We start from the raw sequence: 17,177 nt of genomic DNA, 5'->3' as shown, positions 1-17,177 counted from the left end.
ATTTCCCCTTACAGTGCCAGATCGCTATTCAGTACCAGCGCCAGTAACGCCTGGCGCGCGAAGATGCCGTTGCCCGCCTGCTGGAAGTACCAGGCGTACGGCGTTTTATCAACATCGGTGGTAATTTCGTCAATGCGCGGCAGCGGATGCAGCACCTTCATATTCTCACGGGCGCCTTCCAGGTCGGCGGCGCGCAGAACAAACTGCGCCTTGACGTTGGCATATTCTGACGGGTCGAGACGCTCTTTCTGTACGCGAGTCATATACAGAATGTCCACCTCTTCCATCACCTCTTCAATCGCGTTATGCAGGCTCCAGGCAATGCCTTTTTCGTCGAGCATATCGAGAATGTACTGCGGCATGGCCAGCGCGTCCGGCGCGATAAAGTAGAAGCGATTGCCGTTAAATTTCGCCAGCGCCTGCGTCAGGGAGTGGACGGTACGGCCATACTTCAGGTCGCCGACCATCGCCACGTTAAGATTTTCCAGACGGCCCTGCGTCTCCTGAATGGTGAAGAGATCGAGCAGGGTCTGCGTCGGATGCTGGTTAGCGCCATCGCCGGCGTTGAGTACCGGAATACCGCCGGAGAACTCGGTCGCCAGGCGCGCCGCGCCTTCCTGCGGGTGGCGCATCACGATAGCATCGACGTAGGTGCTGATGACCGAGATGGTGTCGGCCAGGGTTTCGCCTTTTTTGCCCAGCGAGGTGTTGCTGCTGTCTGAGAAACCGACCACGCTGGCGCCCAGGCGGTGCATGGCGGTTTCAAAAGACAGGCGTGTGCGGGTCGACGCTTCAAAAAAGCAGCTGGCAATCACTTTATGCTTGAGCAGCTCCGGCTGTGGATTTGCTTTCAGTTTTGCAGCGGTCGCCAGTACCAGTTCAAGGTCTTCGCGGCTGAGATCGTTTATGGAAATGATATGTTTTTGGAATAGCGGGTTAGCCATGTTTATCTCCTGACGCCTGGGCAAAAAAAAAGCCCCTTAAAAAAGGGGCTTTACGAATACGGATGCAACGGAAAGGAAAAACGGCAGGCCAGCGTCTGTTTTCAGACGCGGTAAGACGCGATGTCGTACACACTGAACCATAATTCCTCCCGGCAAAACGGGTGGCATTATACGCAGCTCATTTTTCGGATCAAGCGATTAATCCACAAACAGGTAAACGTTTGCCTGGGTAATCATGCGTTAACGCAAAAAACCCGTAAAAAGTGGTGGTATGGCAGTCAGAAGGGGGGTATAAAACCTGAAAATGAAAAGCTGTTTTACATTTGAGGTTACTATGATCGTTGGAAATATTCACCATCTGCAAAGCGGGTTGCCGGAGCCTCTGCGCAAAGCTATTGAATACGTGAAAGCCCATGTCACCGACGCGACGCCGCTGGGTAAACATGATATTGACGGTAACAATCTGTTTTATCTCATTTCTGAAGATACTACCGAGCCGATGGCCGACCGCCGCGCCGAGTATCACGCCCGCTACCTGGACATCCAGATTGTATTGAAAGGTCAGGAGGGCATGACCTTTAGCGTTCTCCCTGCCGGCGAGCCGGATACCGACTGGCTGGCGGATAAAGACATCGCTTTCCTGGCTGAAGGGGCGCAGGAAAAAACCGTGATTCTCAGCGAAGGCGACTTTGTCGTGTTCTATCCCGGCGAAGTGCATAAGCCGCTATGCGCGGTTGGCGCACCGGCGAAGGTGCGCAAAGCGGTTGTGAAGATGCTGATGGTTTAGTTGACGAGCGTATTTTTACCCAAGGCTAGCAATTGTCGTCTTGTGACCATTGTTAGCCTTTGTTTTTTCTAGCTATTCCCAATTTTTTACTTCTTATTCCCTCTCATTTGATGCTTCAGCCAAATGCTCATACCGCGCGCATTGTGCAAATTTTGATGGCGATCTCATTAATACGTTATATAACGTATTAATGTTGTTTCCGTTAATTTGAACAATCAATAGTGAGATGTGGAGTTATTAATATATGAATACTAAAGAAATAATTAATGCCGTTGCGAAAGAGATAGAAGATAAAGGCGGAATCCGCCAGGTGTTCCTTGTGGCCTGCGGTGGGTCATTAGTGGATATGTATCCGGCTAAATACTTTCTTGATAGCGAGGCGACAACGCTTCATGTCGGCATGTATACCGCCAATGAGTTTGTCTACGCGACGCCAAAAACGTTGGGGGTGAATTCGCTGGTTATCGTCTGTTCGCACGGGGGCAACACGCCAGAATCCGTCGCTGCGGCTAAGCTTGCACAGCAGCATCAAGCGCATACTATTACGCTGACTCACAACGCTCAGGCACAGCTGATCGAATACGCCAGCCACAACATTCTCTATGCCTGGGGTAACGATACTAATGTGGTCGATAATCCGATGGCGATTATCCTCAATCTGTGCGTTGATACGCTGCAGCAGGTTGAAGGTTTCGATAATTACGCTGACTTCCAACAGGGAATGGCCCAAATTAATGGCGTCATTGCTCATGGCCGTCAGCAGGTTGCGGATCGCTGCCAGCGTTTTGCCCAAAAATATCAGGATGAAAAACTCTTCTATATCCTCTCCAGCGGAGCTTCTTACGGCCATGCTTATGGTTTTGCTATCTGCTCACTAATGGAAATGCAATGGCTACATGCCGCACCTATTCACTCCGGTGAGTACTTCCACGGGCCTTTCGAAGTTACGGATAAAGAGACGCCGTTTATTTTATTAATGAACGAAGGCCGTACGCGGGCGATGGATGAGCGAGCTTTGGTCTTCCTCACCAAGTATGCAGAGAAAGTGGAAGTCGTTGATGCTAAAGAACTGGGGATCGGGGTTCTCCCTCCGTCAGTCGTGGAGTTTTTCAACCCGGTGCTGTTTTACAGCATCATGTGTGAATATCGTTCTGCGCTTGCCGACATTCGTCAGCATCCATTGGATACCCGCCGCTATATGGGGCTGGTGGAATACTAAGGGGAATTATGATGAATGTGATTGGAATTGGCGATAACGTCGTCGATAAATACGCCCATACTCAGACCATGTATCCCGGTGGAAATGCGTTGAACTTTGCCGCTTATGCGGCCATGTTGGGACACAATGCGGCCTATCTGGGGATTTTTGGTAATGATGCCGCTGCGGAGCACGTTATGCAGGTGCTGGATAAAGTTGGCGTCAAGTGGCCCCACTGTCTGCAGGTGGCCGGGGAGAACGGCTGTGCGCAGCTGAAAATCGAAGAGGGAGAACGGATATTTCTTGGTTCGAACGCCGGGGGGATTCGTAAGACAACTTCGATGGATTTTATTTTTCAGCATGAGCAATACCTGCGTGAGTTTGATCTGATCCATAGCGGTTGTTATAGCTACATGGAGACGCAATTACCTCAGTTACGCAAGCTCAACATTCCTGTCTCTTTCGATTTTTCAGATGACTTTGTACTGGAGCAGGCGCTGCCGCTGTGCCGTTACGTCGACTTCTCATTCTTCTCATGCGCTGACTACAGCCTGGCGCAAACGCGTGAAATTGTGCAACAGGCGCAGGCCAGCGGGAGTCGCATTGTCTGCGCGACGCGTGGGGATGAAGGCGCGATTTTATTTGACGGGCAGGATTGGTATCAGCAGGCGCCCGATTACGTCACTCCAGTCGATACAATGGGCGCAGGTGATGCTTTTATTACCGCTTTCGTTTGCCATTTTCTGGCCCAACCTACGGGTAACAAGCGCGAAGCGATTACCAATAGCCTGCAAAAAGCAGCAGCTTTCTCGGCACAAATTTGCCTGAAAGAAGGGGCGTTTGGCTACGGGACTCACTACTAACCTATAACGCCCTCTCTCATTTTTCCGTACTGATTTCCGTCCGCTTGCCGGGCGGAAACGGGGATTCGTGCGCTTTTTCCGTGAGGAAAGAATTATGCATAGTGAAGCTGCTGATTTGATTTTACGTTCTGATGCAATTTTTACTGCTGCCAGAAATGAGCTATTTAGCGGATATGTCGTCATTAAAAATGGCGCTATCGCGGCGATAATAGCGAATGGGGAAGATATTCAACCCTGGAGAGGTGAAAGTACTCGCTTTATCGAACTTGGCGATCGCCTGATTTGTCCGGGATTTTGCGATAATCACACGTTTTTTACCGGTTATATGAGCATGCGGCGTGGCGTCGATCTCCATGCCGCCCGCGACAGTAATCATGCTCTTGAACTACTACAGGCTGCAGAAAATCTTCTCCCTGAGGGGAAAAGCCTCTATGGCTGGGGCTGGTCTGTTGCCCGTTGGGGAGCGGTGCCTGATGCCAGGTTACTGGATGACGCTTTCCCGCAGAGGCCGGTTGTCGCCATTAACGATGACAAAAGCTATTGCTGGATGAACCGTGCCGCCGTGGAGCTTTATGGCTTTACCGCTGAAGAGTGCAGCGCGGAGGCGAGAATCGCATTATTGGATGAGATGCTGGCTGATACCGCACAGTTAAAAAAAGAAATGCGGGCATTTATGACCCGACTTGCCGGACAGGGAATCACGGCGATAAAAGACGTTTGTTTCAACGATGCGCCGCGGTTGATGAATGCCTGGGATGAACTGGAAAAAGAGGATGCGCTGTCGCTGAGGGTGAGCATTGTTTCTCAGCCCGTATCTGCGCCTGTCGATCTTGCTTTCGGTGAACAGGCCCGACGCCGCTTTCATTCGCCATGGCTGCGGTTTCATGGTTTTAAATTTATGGTCGATGGCGTTATTGCCGATCATACCGGCGATATGATTTACCCCTATGCCGATCGTCCCGGCACGAACAATGAAAGGCCCGTTGACTATGATGCCCTGCGCCAGCAGGTTTTGCTGGCTGATGCTCGTGGATTCAACTGCTGTATGAATGCGGAGGGCGATGCCGCAATTCGCCGCTGTATAGATATTTTTGCCGAATGCCGTCAGCGTCACCCGCAGAGTGTGATCAGACATTCTCTGAGCGATCTGGAATGCCCGCATCCAAACGATATTCCCAGAATGGCTGAGCTCGGCCTCTTTGCCGAAGTTTATGCACAAATTCTGCTCCTTAACCCCTGCGAAGCCGAAGCCTATATGCGCGAACGCTATGGCGAAGAGCGCGAAGCGCAATTCTACGATTATGCCGCACTATTCGGGGCTGGCGTAACGGTCACTATTGGTACCGATCTGCCCCTGTTTATTCCTTCTGTTCCTGACGCGATGTATGCCGCCTGCTGTCGCCAGTTCCCTGATGGTTCACCCGTGAATGGCTGGTACCGCGAACGCGGAATGACACGACAGCAGCTCTTAACGGCCTGGACGTTGAATAGTGCTCGACATCACGGCATGGAAGATATGACCGGTAGCCTTGAGCCGGGGAAACGTGCGGATATCGCGGTTTTTGACCGTAATTTGTTGAGCTGCCCGAATGATGAGTTACGGACTTCCACCGTTGTACTGACCCTGGTGGATGGCCGTATTACCCATGACCTTCTGTGACTCTAAAAATGCCGAATGACGGCGAACATAATATAAACATCTTACCGAGGCGGATTATGCGTATTGCAAAAATAAAGTGGGCGATGCCACACTGCTACGCTCTGATTTTCTTCATTATTATATTAGTAGCGCTGCTGACATGGTGTATTCCCAGCGGCAGTTTTGATTATCACTTAGTGACTTTACCCGGCGGTGAAACGAAAACATTAGTGATCCCGGGGTCTTATCATCTGCTGGAAAAAGTCAGCAGCGAGGGCGATTTACGTCAGGGTATTGCCGCCGTACTGGCCGCGCCGATGGAGGGAATTATCAAGGCCGCCGACGTAGTGGCATTTGTACTCATTGTTGGTGGTGCTTTTGGCGTTATTTTACGTACTGGCGCTATTGAGCGGGGGCTGGTGGCGCTGGCTGAACGTCTGGCTGGTAAAGGGATTCTGGTTATCCCTATCGCAATGACCTTGTTTAGCCTGGGGGGCGCAACTTTTGGTATGAGCGAGGAGGTGATCCCGCTTTATGCGATCTTTATATCCCTCATGTTCGCGCTGGGTTATGACTCAATGACCGCGATCCTGATTCTTTTTCTGGGAACCCAGATTGGCTATGTTGGCGCAATGACCAATCCGTTCTCTGTACTCATTGCCCAGGGCGTAGCGGGTATTCAGGGAAATCCGCAGCTTTGGCTGCGTGCCATCGCATGGCTGGTCTTCACATTGCTGGCGATGACTTACACCATGTGGTACGCACATCGTGTTAAACGCACTCCACAAAAGTCGCCGGTATATGAGAATGATTGCCGCAACCGTGAGCAGTTTTTGTCGATACAGGATACGTCGGTCCATTTTTCCATCGCCGATCGAGTGATTATCATCGCTTTTGTGCTGGCGCTGGCCATCATCTCATGGGGGTTAATCACGCGTGGCTGGTACATGGTTGAGATCGGCTCCGTGTTCCTGGCTCTGGGGCTGTTCTCTGGGATCGTCGGGCGCATGGGTATTAGCGGGATGGCCGACAGCTTTGTCGAAGGGTGTAAAGAGTTTGTTTACGCCGCCGTAGTGATAGGACTCGCGCGCGGTATTTTGGTGGTGGCGGAGAACGGACGAATTATCGACACGTTGCTCTTTGGCTTGTCGGAAATGCTGGAAGGGTTGCCGCAGTACGCATTCACCACTCTGATGCTATTAGGGCATAACGTCATCACCTTTTTTGTCCCCTCCTCTTCGGGCGAGGCTGCACTCACTATGCCAGTACTGGCGCCATTAGGCGATTTAGTGGGTATCAATAAAGAGGCGATGGTAATGGCTTATCAATTTGGCAATGGCCTGACCAACCTGGTCTCTCCTACCGGTGGTGTATTGCTGGCCGGGCTGTCTATTGCGCGCATTGGATTTGGTCAGTGGTTAAAGGCGATTGCGCCGCTGTTTCCGGTGCTGTGGATAGTCAGCGCCGTGTTTGCTGCGATTTCGGCCTGGGTCTAAGGGATATGCGCGCCGTCGTAGTTTGATGGGCGCGCTTCGATTATAATCCTGCTTCGCATCAATGGCCGTGCTGGTACCTCTTTTATGTCGAATTTTGGACTGCAACAGAATACTTCCGTACCGTTATACAGGCAGCTTAAAGATAAAATCCTCAGCGATATCTCGTCCGGGAAACTCGCTGAAGGAGAGAAAATCCCCACCGAGATTGAGCTCAGCGAACTTTACAATATCAGCCGCATTACGGTGCGCAACGCAGTGAAAGAGCTGGTAGCCGAAGGCTATTTGGTGAAAAAGCAGGGGAAGGGGACTTTTGTCTGTCTGCCTAAAATTGAGCGTAAAGTTGTGCACCTGCTTAGCTTTACTGCCGCATGCGATGCTAACCATCTACCAACCCACAGCGTAGTGACTCGTCGTGAGATTCTGCCGGACTATCGTAATGCGCGTCAGCTTCTTGAGCTTGAGAGGGATGATTCCGTGCTTTATATCCAACGCCTCAGGATCGCTGGCGATGCGCCGTTAATGTTAGAGAATAATTACTACTCTCTGAAACGATTAGGATTTTTACAGCAGGAAGATCTCAGCGGGTCGCTTTATCAGCTATTGCGTGATAAATACGCGATCGTGCCTACCTATGCGGGTGAAACGACGGTAGAGATGGTGCGCGCGCATTCTGACAACGCACCGCTGCTGCAGCAACCGCCCGGCGAACCGTTATTCCTGATGAAAACGCTGATTCTGGATAGCCAGCATCAGCCTATTCACTATGGAGAACAGTATATTGTCGCCGAGCGTTACACGTTTAGTTTTTGATTTCAGTGGGAAAGCGTCGCAACCATCACCGCTTTGATGGTATGCATGCGGTTTTCCGCCTGATCGAAAACGATGCTCGCCGCGGATTCAAATACCTCGTCGGTCACTTCCATTCCGCCGTGCAGGCCGTACTCCGCCGCCATCTGTTTGCCGAGCGTGGTCTGGTCGTCGTGGAACGCGGGCAGACAGTGGAGAAATTTCACCTGCGGATTGCCGGTCAGCGCCATCATCTCGCGGTTCACCTGATACCCGCGCAGCAGCGCGATACGCTCCGCCCACTTCTCTTTGGCTTCGCCCATCGATACCCAGACGTCGGTATAGATAAAGTCCGCGCCCTTCACGCCCGCAGCGATATCTTCAGTTAGCGTAATATTGCCGCCGTTTTTCTGCGCCAGCGTGCGGCACTGCGCAACCAGCTTCTCTTCCGGCCAGCAGGCCGTTGGCGCGACCAGACGCAGATCCAGCCCGGTCAACGCAGCGGCTTCAAGCATGGAGTTACCCATGTTATTCCGCGCGTCGCCGGCGTAGACCAGAGTCATCTCGTTAAAGGCTTTGCCCGGCAGGTGTTCCTGCATAGTCAGTAAATCCGCCAGCAGCTGGGTGGGGTGAAATTCGTTGGTCAGGCCGTTCCACACCGGAACGCCGGCATACTCGGCAAGGGTTTCCACCACTTCCTGGCCATGGCCGCGATATTGAATACCGTCATACATGCGCCCCAGTACGCGAGCGGTGTCTTTAATCGACTCTTTGTGGCCAATCTGGCTGCCGCTTGGTCCGAGATAGGTGACGCGAGCGCCCTGGTCAAATGCGGCAACTTCGAAAGAGCATCGGGTGCGGGTAGAGTCTTTTTCGAAGATGAGCGCGATGTTTTTACCGGCGAGATGCTGAATTTCGATATTGTTTTTCTTATCAGCTTTAAGCCTGGCGGCCAGCTCAAGCAGAGCGGTGATTTCGGCGGGGGTAAAATCGAGCAACTTTAAAAAATGCTTCTGATAAAACGCGGACATGGTTCCCTCACGTGGCTCAAGCCATTTGTTGAATTAAAATTCACTTTATATGTATGAATATTCATTTGCAACCCCGCATCATAAATCTTTCTCTCAGAAGGTGGAGGCAATCACGGCGGTATGTGACAATAGAAGTATCTGCGACACATTATGAGGAACGAGCCATGGCTAACCCGGAATTACTGGAAGAACAGCGTGAAGAAACGCGTCTGATTATTGAAGAACTGCTCGAAGACGGCAGCGATCCTGACGCGCTGTACACCATTGAACACCATCTTTCTGCCGATGATTTCGAAACGCTGGAAAAAGTGGCGGTCGAGGCCTTCAAGCTGGGTTATGAAGTGACTGAGCCAGAAGAGCTGGAAGTTGAAGAGGGTGATACCGTGATTTGCTGCGATATCCTCAGCGAATCCGCGCTGAATGCCGAGCTGATCGATGCCCAGGTTGAGCAGCTGATGACCCTGGCGGAAAAATACGACGTCGAGTACGACGGCTGGGGTACCTACTACGAAGATCCTAACGGGGAAGAAGGCGATGACGACGAAGGTCTCGTTGATGAAGACGACGACGGCGTCCGCCACTAAGTAGCAGAGGTATACGGCGGCACGGTATGCCGCCGTATAGCAAGGAACTTCAATGGATTACCCGCAAATACTCGCTCCGATTTTAAGCTTTCTGCATTGCCCAACACCTCAGGCGTGGATTGATGAAGCCCGTAAACCGGAAAACCTCCCGCTGCTGTTGACCGACCATATGGTGTGCGAACTGAAAGCGGCGCAAAACGCCATGCTGCTGGTGCGTCGATACGTCGCGGATAAAGCAGGCGCGGATGAACTGCTGGCCTGCCTGAAGCCGTACGAGGACTTTACCTACCGCTGGGGGCCGGAACCGGATTTCGTCGCGCTGCATAAGCAGATAAATAAAAGCGCTATGCCGCAGACCGACGATCCCTGGGGACGTCAGCTACTCGACAGCATGATCCTGCTAATCAAAGAAGAGCTGCATCACTTCTGGCAGGTGAGGGAAATTATGCTTTCCCGCGATATCCCATACGTCAAAATCACCGCCAGCAACTATGCTCGCGGGCTGCGACGGGAAGTGCGTTCGCATGAACCGGTCATGTTGATCGATAAACTCATCTGCGGAGCCTATATTGAAGCCCGCTCCTGCGAGCGTTTTGCCGCGCTGGCGCCATGGCTGGATGACGATCTGCAAAAGTTTTATCTGTCGCTGCTGCGCTCTGAAGCGCGCCACTATCAGGACTATCTGGATTTGGCGCAGAGGATTGCCGGGGACGATATCAGTGAACGCATACGCCAGCTTGGCGAGGCGGAAGCGGCGCTCATTAACGCGCCCGAGGCGGAGTTTCGCTTTCACAGCGGCGTGCCCGCCTGAGCGTCAGGCCGCAGCTTCACCGCAGCGGCCTGACGATCCATTACAGATTGGCGTTTTTATCTTTTTCTGCTGTCGCGGCGGCTTTGGGCGCGCCGAGGGTGGTTTTAAACCAGTTCACTACCCGTTCAATAACCGGCTTCTGATACCAGCTGTCGTCGCCGTGCTCCGCGCCTTCCAGCAGCACGTAATGGGCCGGGTTACCCTCTTTCTTCAGCGCGCGATAGAGCTGTTGACTTTGTACCGGTGAAACCAGAGTGTCGGCGCTGCCGTGCATAATTAAAAATGGCGGCTTTTTACCGCGGATATGGCCCATCGGGCTGGCAGCCAGCGCTTTTTGCGGGTCACTGGCAATCGTCGCTCCCGGCCAGTCACGAAAGGCGCTACCGTGGACCAGCAGCGCTTCAGTGACTGCAGGTGACTGGTGCACTTTTTGAATCGCCTGCGGAAAACCTTCGCCGATATTCAACAGATTCGAAATTCCGTACAGCGTGGCGGCGGCCTGCACGTCCGATGACTGCGCCAGGTTATTGCCACGATCGAACGTTTTGTCGCCATTGGTAAGCGCCAGCATCTGCGCCATATAGCCGCCTGCGGAATCCCCTAGCACGCCAATACGCGACGGATCTATATCGTATTCCGCTGCATGTTCGCGCAGATAGCGAACGGCGGCTTTACCATCGATAATCGGGGCCGGGAAGGTATCGGGAACCGTACGGTATTCCGCCGCCGCGACGACGAATCCCGCCGACGCCAGCGCCATACGCATCTCGATAAACTTATTCCAGGCCGCGCTGGTGAAACCGCCGCCGGGGAAATAGACGATTGCCGGTTTCAGATCGCCGTTACGCGGCACCAGCAAAGACATATGCAGTTGACGAACGGCGACGGTGCTTTTTACCTGGCTATATACGATATCGTTGAGCGCATCGATACGGCCCCGGGTTTTTTCCACGCGGATGATCTGAGCGCCTTCGGTATTGCCAGCGAGTTCGCCGGCGTTAACGCTGGAAGCCATGCCGGCAAGTATCATGCTGCCGGTGAGGAGGAGGGAGAGTTTTTTCATTGTGTTCTATCCTGAGCAAGGCCTGCCGCGGCGGCAGGCTAAAAGATCCAATGCTCGAAGAGTGTATTAGCGAACACGTGCGGTGAATAACGCTCTTTTTGCATGAAAACCATGCGTTTTTTCGATTAATCCGCATCGCCTTTTCGCTGGCGCTACAGCACTTTCAGCATCCTGACTTCGCAGTCAACGTGGCCGGTGCAGCCCAGCGGCTCAGCAATATGCTCGAAGCCAAGGTGTTCATATAAACCGATCGCTTCTTTAAGGAAAGCGGTGGTTTCCAGATAACAGCGTTTGAATCCCTGCTGGCGGGCGTGATCCAGGGCCATCAGCGCCAGCTTTTTCGCCAGCCCCTGGCCGCGCGCGGAGGTCATAAAATACATTTTCTGGAGTTCGCAGATATCGGGCTCGCTACAGGTCAGAGGCGCAACCCCGCCGCCGCCAACAACCTGACCGTTTTGCTCAACTACCCAATAGGCGGCGCCCGGCTGGCTATATAGCTGGAAAAGCTCGTCCAGATTAGGATCGGCTACGGTATAGCCTTTATCGGCGGTCAGGCCATATTCAGCGGAAACCTGGCGGATAACAGCGGCTATCGCCGGATTATCATTAGCCGTGATGCGGCGCAGGGTTAGCGGTAGGGTTGCGCTCGTATTCATGTGAAGACTCATTGCAAAATAATGACGGATAATGTTGTTAATAACACTGCTGGAGGGGAGAGTGCAAGCGAGGATCTTTCACAGAAAACGCCCCTTATCCGAATGGATAAGGGGCGAGTGAATTACAGCGCGGCGATAACCGCCTGCTGCTCAATCAGCTTCGCTTTCGCTTCCGCATAACCTTCCAGCTTCTCACGCTCTTTGGCGATCACCGCTTCCGGCGCGCGGGCCACAAAGCCTTCGTTGGAAAGTTTGCTTTCGATACGGCTAATCTCGCCTTCGATTTTGCTCACTTCTTTCGCCAGGCGCGCCAGCTCATCTTCTTTATTGATGAGGCCAGCCATCGGGATCAGCAGCTCGGCGCCGTCGATAATTTTGGTCACGGAAACCGGACCTTTATCATCGGCCGGCAGCACGGTGATGCTTTCCAGACGCGCCAGGTTCAACAGGAAGCTGCGGTTATCGTTCACGCGACGAATCGCGGCGTCGCTGCAGCCGCGCAGCAGCAGCTCAAGCGGCTTACCAGGGGCGATGTTCATTTCCGCACGGATGTTACGCACGGCGACGATCGCCTGCTTCAGCCATTCGGTATCGGCCAGCGCCGCTTCGTCAACCTGAGACGCATCGTACTGCGGGAACGGCTGCAGCATGATGGTATCGGCAGTGATACCGCAAATGACCTTCACGCGCTGCCAGATGGTCTCGGTGATGAACGGAATAATCGGGTGCGCCAGGCGCAGCAGACCTTCCAGAACGGTCACCAGCGTGTGACGGGTGCCGCGCAGCTCAGACTCGGAACCGCCGTTCATTACCGGCTTGGTCAGCTCCAGATACCAGTCGCAGAACTGATTCCAGGTAAACTCGTACAGAATGCCTGCGGCGATATCGAAGCGGAAGCCGTCCAGCGCTTCGCGGTAGGCTTTGATGGTCTGGTTGAATTCCGCAAGGATCCAGCGGTCCGCCAGCGACAGGGTCATTTCGCCGCCGTTAAAGCCGCAATCCTGATCTTCGGTATTCATCAGCACAAAGCGGCTGGCGTTCCACAGCTTATTACAGAAGTTACGGTAACCTTCCAGACGCTTCATATCCCAGTTAATGTCGCGGCCGGTAGAGGCCAGCGCCGCCAGGGTAAAGCGCAGGGCGTCGGTACCGTGCGGCTCAATGCCGTTCGGGAACTGTTTTTCGGTGCGTTTGGCGATTTTCTCCGCCAGCTGCGGCTGCATCATGTTGCCGGTACGTTTCTCCAGCAGCTCCGGCAGGGAGATGCCATCAACCATATCCAGCGGGTCGATAACGTTGCCCTTCGATTTGGACATCTTCTGGCCTTCGTCATCGCGGATCAAACCGGTCATATAGACGGTTTTAAACGGCACCTGCGGCTTGCCGTTTTCATCTTTGATGAAGTGCATGGTCATCATGATCATGCGGGCAATCCAGAAGAAGATGATGTCGAAGCCGGAAACCATCACGCTGGTCGGATGGAACTGGCGCAGGGCATCAGTGTTTTCTGGCCAGCCGAGAGTGGAGAACGTCCACAGCGCGGAGGAGAACCAGGTATCCAGCACGTCTTCGTCCTGGCGCAGCGCCACGTCGGCGCCGAGGTTATTTTCCTGGCGTACTTCTTCTTCGGTGCGGCCAACGTAAACGTTGCCGTCGTTGTCGTACCATGCCGGGATGCGGTGACCCCACCACAGCTGACGGGAGATACACCAGTCCTGAATATCGCGCATCCAGGAGAAGTACATGTTTTCGTACTGCTTCGGCACGAACTGAATGTCGCCGTTCTCGACCGCTTCAACCGCCGGTTTAGCCAGCACGTCGGCACGTACGTACCACTGATCGGTGAGCATCGGTTCGATAACGACGCCGCCGCGGTCGCCGTATGGTACGGTCAGATCGTGCGGTTTAATCTCGTCCAGCAGGCCCAGCGCGTCGATGGCGGCAACCACCGCTTTACGCGCGGCAAAGCGCTCCAGCTTCTGGAACTCCGCCGGGATGGCGTTTGAGTAGACGTCGGACTCGTTGCCTTTGGTGTCGTAAACTTCCGCGGTTTCGCGGATATCGCCATCAAAGGTCAGGATGTTGATCATCGGCAGCGCATGACGCTTGCCCACTTCATAGTCGTTAAAGTCGTGCGCCGGGGTGATCTTCACGCAGCCGGTGCCCTTTTCCATATCGGCGTGTTCATCGCCAACAATCGGAATACGGCGGTCAACCAGCGGCAGAATGACGAATTTGCCGATAAGGTCTTTATAGCGCGGATCTTCCGGGTTAACGGCCACGCCGGTATCGCCCAGCACGGTTTCCGGACGGGTGGTAGCGACGACCAGATAATCTTTACCGTCAGCGGTTTTCGCACCGTCGGCCAGCGGATAGCGGATATGCCACATCGAGCCTTTAGACTCGCGGTTTTCCACTTCCAGATCGGAGATGGCGGTACGCAGTTTCGGGTCCCAGTTGACCAGACGCTTGCCGCGATAGATCAGATCTTCTTTGTACAGGCGGACAAAGACTTCTTTTACGGCGTTGGACAGGCCTTCGTCCATGGTGAAGCGCTCGCGCTCCCAGTCCACGGAGTTGCCCAGGCGGCGCATCTGACGGGTAATGGTGCCGCCGGATTCCGCTTTCCACTGCCAGATTTTATCGATAAAGGCGTCGCGACCGTAGTCGTGGCGGGTTTTACCTTCTTCGGCGGCAATCTTACGCTCAACCACCATCTGGGTAGCGATACCCGCGTGGTCGGTACCGGCCTGCCACAGGGTATTTTTACCCTGCATGCGCTGGTAGCGAATCATGGTATCCATGATGGTTTGCTGGAAGGCATGACCCATATGCAAACTGCCGGTGACGTTCGGCGGCGGGATCATGATGCAGAAACTTTCCTGGCTTTCGTCGCCATTGGGTTTGAAATAGCCCTGCTTTTCCCAGTGCTCGTAAAGCGGCTGTTCGATATCTTGGGGGTTGTATGTCTTTTCCATTATTTCCAGGTTGCCGTGTTCAGGTTGAAACCAGCCATGCGGTACGCTTTATAGCGTTCGCGCGCCAGTTGTTTCAAAGAGTCTTCATAAGGGACGAAGTCTATCACTTCTGTGAAAGCGGTGGCAAAATCTGCAAAGTTTAGCCGCAGGCTAATCAGAATATCCCGCGGGCTGCTGTTGCGTTTTTGCGGCCAGGCGATCTCCACCGGCGCGCCGCCGCGCGGACCTTCCCCCGCCAGATTATGCGGAACGAAACTTTCTGCGGGGCGTGCCCAGAGCGCTTCGTCCAGACGAATGGCCTGCTGCTCATCTTCGCAGGCGATGAGCACGCGTTTACCGCTGCGCCAACGTTCTGCGGCAATGTCACACACCAGCTGTTCAACGGCGCTCAGGCCATCCTGTTGCGTATCATTGTCCAGAAGATAGAACGTTGCGTTTTTCATATATGGGGCTTCTTGTGGTGACTTTAAATGCTTAAGCCGGGCGGCGCTACGCTGACCCGGCCTATAAACGGTATCTTTCCAGAGGCCCGGCAAGCGTAACGCCGCCGGGCATCAGACGGCAATTACTCTTCGCCGGTAAATCCGGCGCGATTGAGCAGGAACTGCGACAGCATCGCCACCGGACGACCGGTCGCGCCTTTGGCCTTCCCGGAACGCCAGGCGGTGCCGGCAATATCCAGATGCGCCCAGTTGTATTTACGGGTAAAGCGCGCCAGGAAGCAGCCTGCGGTAATCGCTCCGCCAGGACGGCCGCCGATATTGGCCATATCCGCAAAATTAGACTCCAGCTGTTCCTGGAACTCGTCGGCAAGCGGCAGACGCCATGCGCGATCGCCCGCCAGTTCGGACGCGCCGATCAGCTCGTGGGCCAGCGGATTGTGATTCGACATCAGGCCGGTGATGTGGTGGCCGAGCGCGATCACGCAGGCGCCGGTCAGGGTGGCCACGTCGATAACCGTTTCCGGCTCGAAACGCTCAACGTAAGTCAGCACATCGCACAGCACCAGGCGACCTTCGGCATCGGTGTTCAGCACTTCCACCGTTTGCCCGGACATCGTGGTCAACACGTCGCCAGGACGATAGGCGCGGCCGCCAGGCATGTTTTCACATCCGGCCAGCACGCCGACAACGTTCAACGGCAACTGAAGTTCCGCCACCATGCGCATCACGCCGTACACCGCCGCCGCGCCGCACATATCGTATTTCATCTCGTCCATGCCTTCTGAAGGCTTGATGGAGATACCGCCGGAGTCAAAGGTCAGGCCTTTACCCACCAGCACGATAGGCCGCGCGTCTTCTGCCGGGTTACCTTTGTATTCGATAACCGACATCAGCGATTCGTTCTGCGAGCCGTTGCCGACCGCCAGATAAGAGTTCATTCCCAGCTCTTTCATCTGCTGCTCGCCGATAACGCGGGTAATGACGTTCTTACTATAGGTATCGGCCAGCTGGCGCGCCTGGGAGGCCAGATACGCGGCGTTACAGATGTTGGGCGGCATGTTGCCCAGATCTTTCGCCGCTTTGATGCCGGCGGCGATCGCCAGACCGTGCTGGATAGCGCGTTCGCCGCTGGTCAGCTCGCGACGGGTGGGAACGTTAAAGACCATTTTACGCAGCGGGCGACGCGGCTCGCTTTTGTTGGTTTTTAACTGATCGAAGCTGTACAGCGTCTCTTTGGCGGTCTCGACGGCCTGACGCACTTTCCAGTAGTTATTGCGGCCTTTGACGTGCAGTTCGGTCAGGAAGCAGACGGCCTCCATTGAACCAGTATCATTCAGCGTATTGATGGTTTTCTGAATAACCTGCTTATACTGACGCTCGTCCAGCTCGCGTTCTTTACCGCAGCCAATAAGCAGAATGCGCTCCGACAGAATGTTCGGCACATGGTGCAGCAATAAAGTCTGGCCAGGTTTGCCTTCCAGCTCGCCGCGACGCAGCAGGGCGCTGATATAACCGTCGCTAATTTTATCAAGCTGTTCGGCGATGGGGGAGAGACGACGTGGTTCAAAGACGCCGACCACGATACAGGCGCTCCGCTGCTTCTCCGGGCTACCGCTTTTTACACTGAACTCCATGCACTACGCTCCTGAATCTTAAAGACAACGACGGTGGCTACGGATAGAATTGAAAGCTTTCGTAACTCATGTCCGCTGTTGTGGTGACTTCGTGTTAATCTTAACGTTATTACGGCCTTGGTTCGTCAGAAAAGATCCTGATACGCAGAACCAGCGAGTCATTTAATCTTAGCGATGTTTTCGACGACTAAAGAGAATAAATGACGTTTAAGCCATGAAACAAGCAATTTTCCTGCAATAAAACGGGTTTTTACGGGCGTATTT

Annotated in this window: 15 protein-coding genes and 1 pseudogene; 8 read left to right on the top strand and 8 right to left on the bottom strand. The window is 53.9% G+C overall.

Going from position 1 to position 17,177, the window contains the following annotated elements:
* Positions 1–8 precede the first annotated feature (8 nt).
* Both pyrB and pyrL read right to left on the bottom strand, forming a co-directional pair.
* On the bottom strand, positions 9–944 hold the full coding sequence (gene pyrB / locus ABLV11_RS23770; RefSeq protein WP_126488260.1) for an aspartate carbamoyltransferase: 936 nt from the start codon (positions 942–944) through the stop codon (positions 9–11).
* Positions 945–994: 50 nt separating this feature from the next.
* Positions 995–1,085, bottom strand: a pseudogene (gene pyrL / locus ABLV11_RS23765) (pyr operon leader peptide).
* Between the two features lie 193 nt (positions 1,086–1,278).
* Here pyrL and ABLV11_RS23760 point away from each other — a divergent pair.
* The 6 genes from ABLV11_RS23760 to ABLV11_RS23735 all read left to right on the top strand — a co-directional run bounded on the left by ABLV11_RS23760 (position 1,279) and on the right by ABLV11_RS23735 (position 7,737).
* Positions 1,279–1,731, top strand: a complete 453-nt coding sequence (locus ABLV11_RS23760; RefSeq protein WP_024273633.1) for a YhcH/YjgK/YiaL family protein — start codon at positions 1,279–1,281, stop codon at positions 1,729–1,731.
* 244 nt (positions 1,732–1,975) lie between these two features.
* Positions 1,976–2,950, top strand: a complete 975-nt coding sequence (locus ABLV11_RS23755) for an SIS domain-containing protein (protein ID WP_004108909.1) — start codon at positions 1,976–1,978, stop codon at positions 2,948–2,950.
* A gap of 11 nt (positions 2,951–2,961) precedes the next feature.
* Positions 2,962–3,792: a PfkB family carbohydrate kinase gene (locus ABLV11_RS23750; RefSeq protein WP_126489676.1), complete on the top strand. Its 831-nt coding sequence runs from the start codon at positions 2,962–2,964 to the stop codon at positions 3,790–3,792.
* A 94-nt stretch (positions 3,793–3,886) separates the two neighbouring features.
* Positions 3,887–5,452: an amidohydrolase family protein gene (locus ABLV11_RS23745; protein WP_126488262.1), complete on the top strand. Its 1,566-nt coding sequence runs from the start codon at positions 3,887–3,889 to the stop codon at positions 5,450–5,452.
* A gap of 56 nt (positions 5,453–5,508) precedes the next feature.
* The gene (locus tag ABLV11_RS23740; protein WP_126488263.1) at positions 5,509–6,927 is read left to right on the top strand and encodes a YfcC family protein; all 1,419 of its coding nucleotides are present in this window, start codon (positions 5,509–5,511) and stop codon (positions 6,925–6,927) included.
* Between the two features lie 84 nt (positions 6,928–7,011).
* Complete coding sequence (locus ABLV11_RS23735) at positions 7,012–7,737, top strand: GntR family transcriptional regulator (protein WP_001727696.1); 726 nt, start codon at positions 7,012–7,014, stop codon at positions 7,735–7,737.
* 2 nt (positions 7,738–7,739) lie between these two features.
* Here the strand turns inward: ABLV11_RS23735 and argF are convergent, their stop codons facing one another.
* On the bottom strand, positions 7,740–8,744 hold the full coding sequence (argF, locus tag ABLV11_RS23730) for an ornithine carbamoyltransferase (protein WP_004108896.1): 1,005 nt from the start codon (positions 8,742–8,744) through the stop codon (positions 7,740–7,742).
* 164 nt (positions 8,745–8,908) lie between these two features.
* Between argF and rraB the strand changes: the two genes are divergently transcribed.
* Both rraB and miaE read left to right on the top strand, forming a co-directional pair.
* Complete coding sequence (rraB, locus tag ABLV11_RS23725; RefSeq protein WP_126488265.1) at positions 8,909–9,328, top strand: ribonuclease E inhibitor RraB; 420 nt, start codon at positions 8,909–8,911, stop codon at positions 9,326–9,328.
* Positions 9,329–9,380: 52 nt separating this feature from the next.
* Positions 9,381–10,139: a tRNA isopentenyl-2-thiomethyl-A-37 hydroxylase MiaE gene (gene miaE / locus ABLV11_RS23720; protein WP_126488267.1), complete on the top strand. Its 759-nt coding sequence runs from the start codon at positions 9,381–9,383 to the stop codon at positions 10,137–10,139.
* 40 nt (positions 10,140–10,179) lie between these two features.
* Here the strand turns inward: miaE and ABLV11_RS23715 are convergent, their stop codons facing one another.
* The 5 genes from ABLV11_RS23715 to pepA all read right to left on the bottom strand — a co-directional run bounded on the left by ABLV11_RS23715 (position 10,180) and on the right by pepA (position 16,913).
* Positions 10,180–11,202 carry an alpha/beta hydrolase gene (locus ABLV11_RS23715; protein ID WP_126488269.1) on the bottom strand — a complete coding sequence of 341 codons (1,023 nt, stop codon included), beginning with the start codon at positions 11,200–11,202 and terminating at the stop codon, positions 10,180–10,182.
* A gap of 152 nt (positions 11,203–11,354) precedes the next feature.
* On the bottom strand, positions 11,355–11,858 hold the full coding sequence (locus tag ABLV11_RS23710) for a GNAT family N-acetyltransferase (protein WP_070556564.1): 504 nt from the start codon (positions 11,856–11,858) through the stop codon (positions 11,355–11,357).
* A 122-nt stretch (positions 11,859–11,980) separates the two neighbouring features.
* Positions 11,981–14,836, bottom strand: a complete 2,856-nt coding sequence (locus tag ABLV11_RS23705; protein WP_023320230.1) for a valine--tRNA ligase — start codon at positions 14,834–14,836, stop codon at positions 11,981–11,983.
* On the bottom strand, positions 14,836–15,279 hold the full coding sequence (holC, locus tag ABLV11_RS23700; RefSeq protein ID WP_004098129.1) for a DNA polymerase III subunit chi: 444 nt from the start codon (positions 15,277–15,279) through the stop codon (positions 14,836–14,838). Before holC ends, ABLV11_RS23705 begins: the two co-directional genes overlap by 1 nt.
* Positions 15,280–15,401: 122 nt before the next feature.
* The gene (gene pepA / locus ABLV11_RS23695) at positions 15,402–16,913 is read right to left on the bottom strand and encodes a leucyl aminopeptidase (RefSeq protein ID WP_004108865.1); all 1,512 of its coding nucleotides are present in this window, start codon (positions 16,911–16,913) and stop codon (positions 15,402–15,404) included.
* Between the last annotated feature and the right edge of the window lie 264 nt (positions 16,914–17,177).

Origin of the sequence: Klebsiella sp. GW_Kp181 (assembly GCF_040062315.1) — a bacterium.
GTDB classification, from domain to species: Bacteria; Pseudomonadota; Gammaproteobacteria; order Enterobacterales; family Enterobacteriaceae; genus Klebsiella; species Klebsiella oxytoca.
This window is presented reverse-complemented; position numbering and strand designations above follow the sequence as displayed.

Coding starts and splice junctions, on each gene's coding strand:
- pyrB (WP_126488260.1), bottom strand. CDS start 944: ATGGCTAACCCGCTATTCCAAAAACATATCATTTCCATAAACGATCTC.
- ABLV11_RS23760 (WP_024273633.1), top strand. CDS start 1,279: ATGATCGTTGGAAATATTCACCATCTGCAAAGCGGGTTGCCGGAGCCT.
- ABLV11_RS23755 (WP_004108909.1), top strand. CDS start 1,976: ATGAATACTAAAGAAATAATTAATGCCGTTGCGAAAGAGATAGAAGAT.
- ABLV11_RS23750 (WP_126489676.1), top strand. CDS start 2,962: ATGAATGTGATTGGAATTGGCGATAACGTCGTCGATAAATACGCCCAT.
- ABLV11_RS23745 (WP_126488262.1), top strand. CDS start 3,887: ATGCATAGTGAAGCTGCTGATTTGATTTTACGTTCTGATGCAATTTTT.
- ABLV11_RS23740 (WP_126488263.1), top strand. CDS start 5,509: ATGCGTATTGCAAAAATAAAGTGGGCGATGCCACACTGCTACGCTCTG.
- ABLV11_RS23735 (WP_001727696.1), top strand. CDS start 7,012: ATGTCGAATTTTGGACTGCAACAGAATACTTCCGTACCGTTATACAGG.
- argF (WP_004108896.1), bottom strand. CDS start 8,744: ATGTCCGCGTTTTATCAGAAGCATTTTTTAAAGTTGCTCGATTTTACC.
- rraB (WP_126488265.1), top strand. CDS start 8,909: ATGGCTAACCCGGAATTACTGGAAGAACAGCGTGAAGAAACGCGTCTG.
- miaE (WP_126488267.1), top strand. CDS start 9,381: ATGGATTACCCGCAAATACTCGCTCCGATTTTAAGCTTTCTGCATTGC.
- ABLV11_RS23715 (WP_126488269.1), bottom strand. CDS start 11,202: ATGAAAAAACTCTCCCTCCTCCTCACCGGCAGCATGATACTTGCCGGC.
- ABLV11_RS23710 (WP_070556564.1), bottom strand. CDS start 11,858: ATGAATACGAGCGCAACCCTACCGCTAACCCTGCGCCGCATCACGGCT.
- ABLV11_RS23705 (WP_023320230.1), bottom strand. CDS start 14,836: ATGGAAAAGACATACAACCCCCAAGATATCGAACAGCCGCTTTACGAG.
- holC (WP_004098129.1), bottom strand. CDS start 15,279: ATGAAAAACGCAACGTTCTATCTTCTGGACAATGATACGCAACAGGAT.
- pepA (WP_004108865.1), bottom strand. CDS start 16,913: ATGGAGTTCAGTGTAAAAAGCGGTAGCCCGGAGAAGCAGCGGAGCGCC.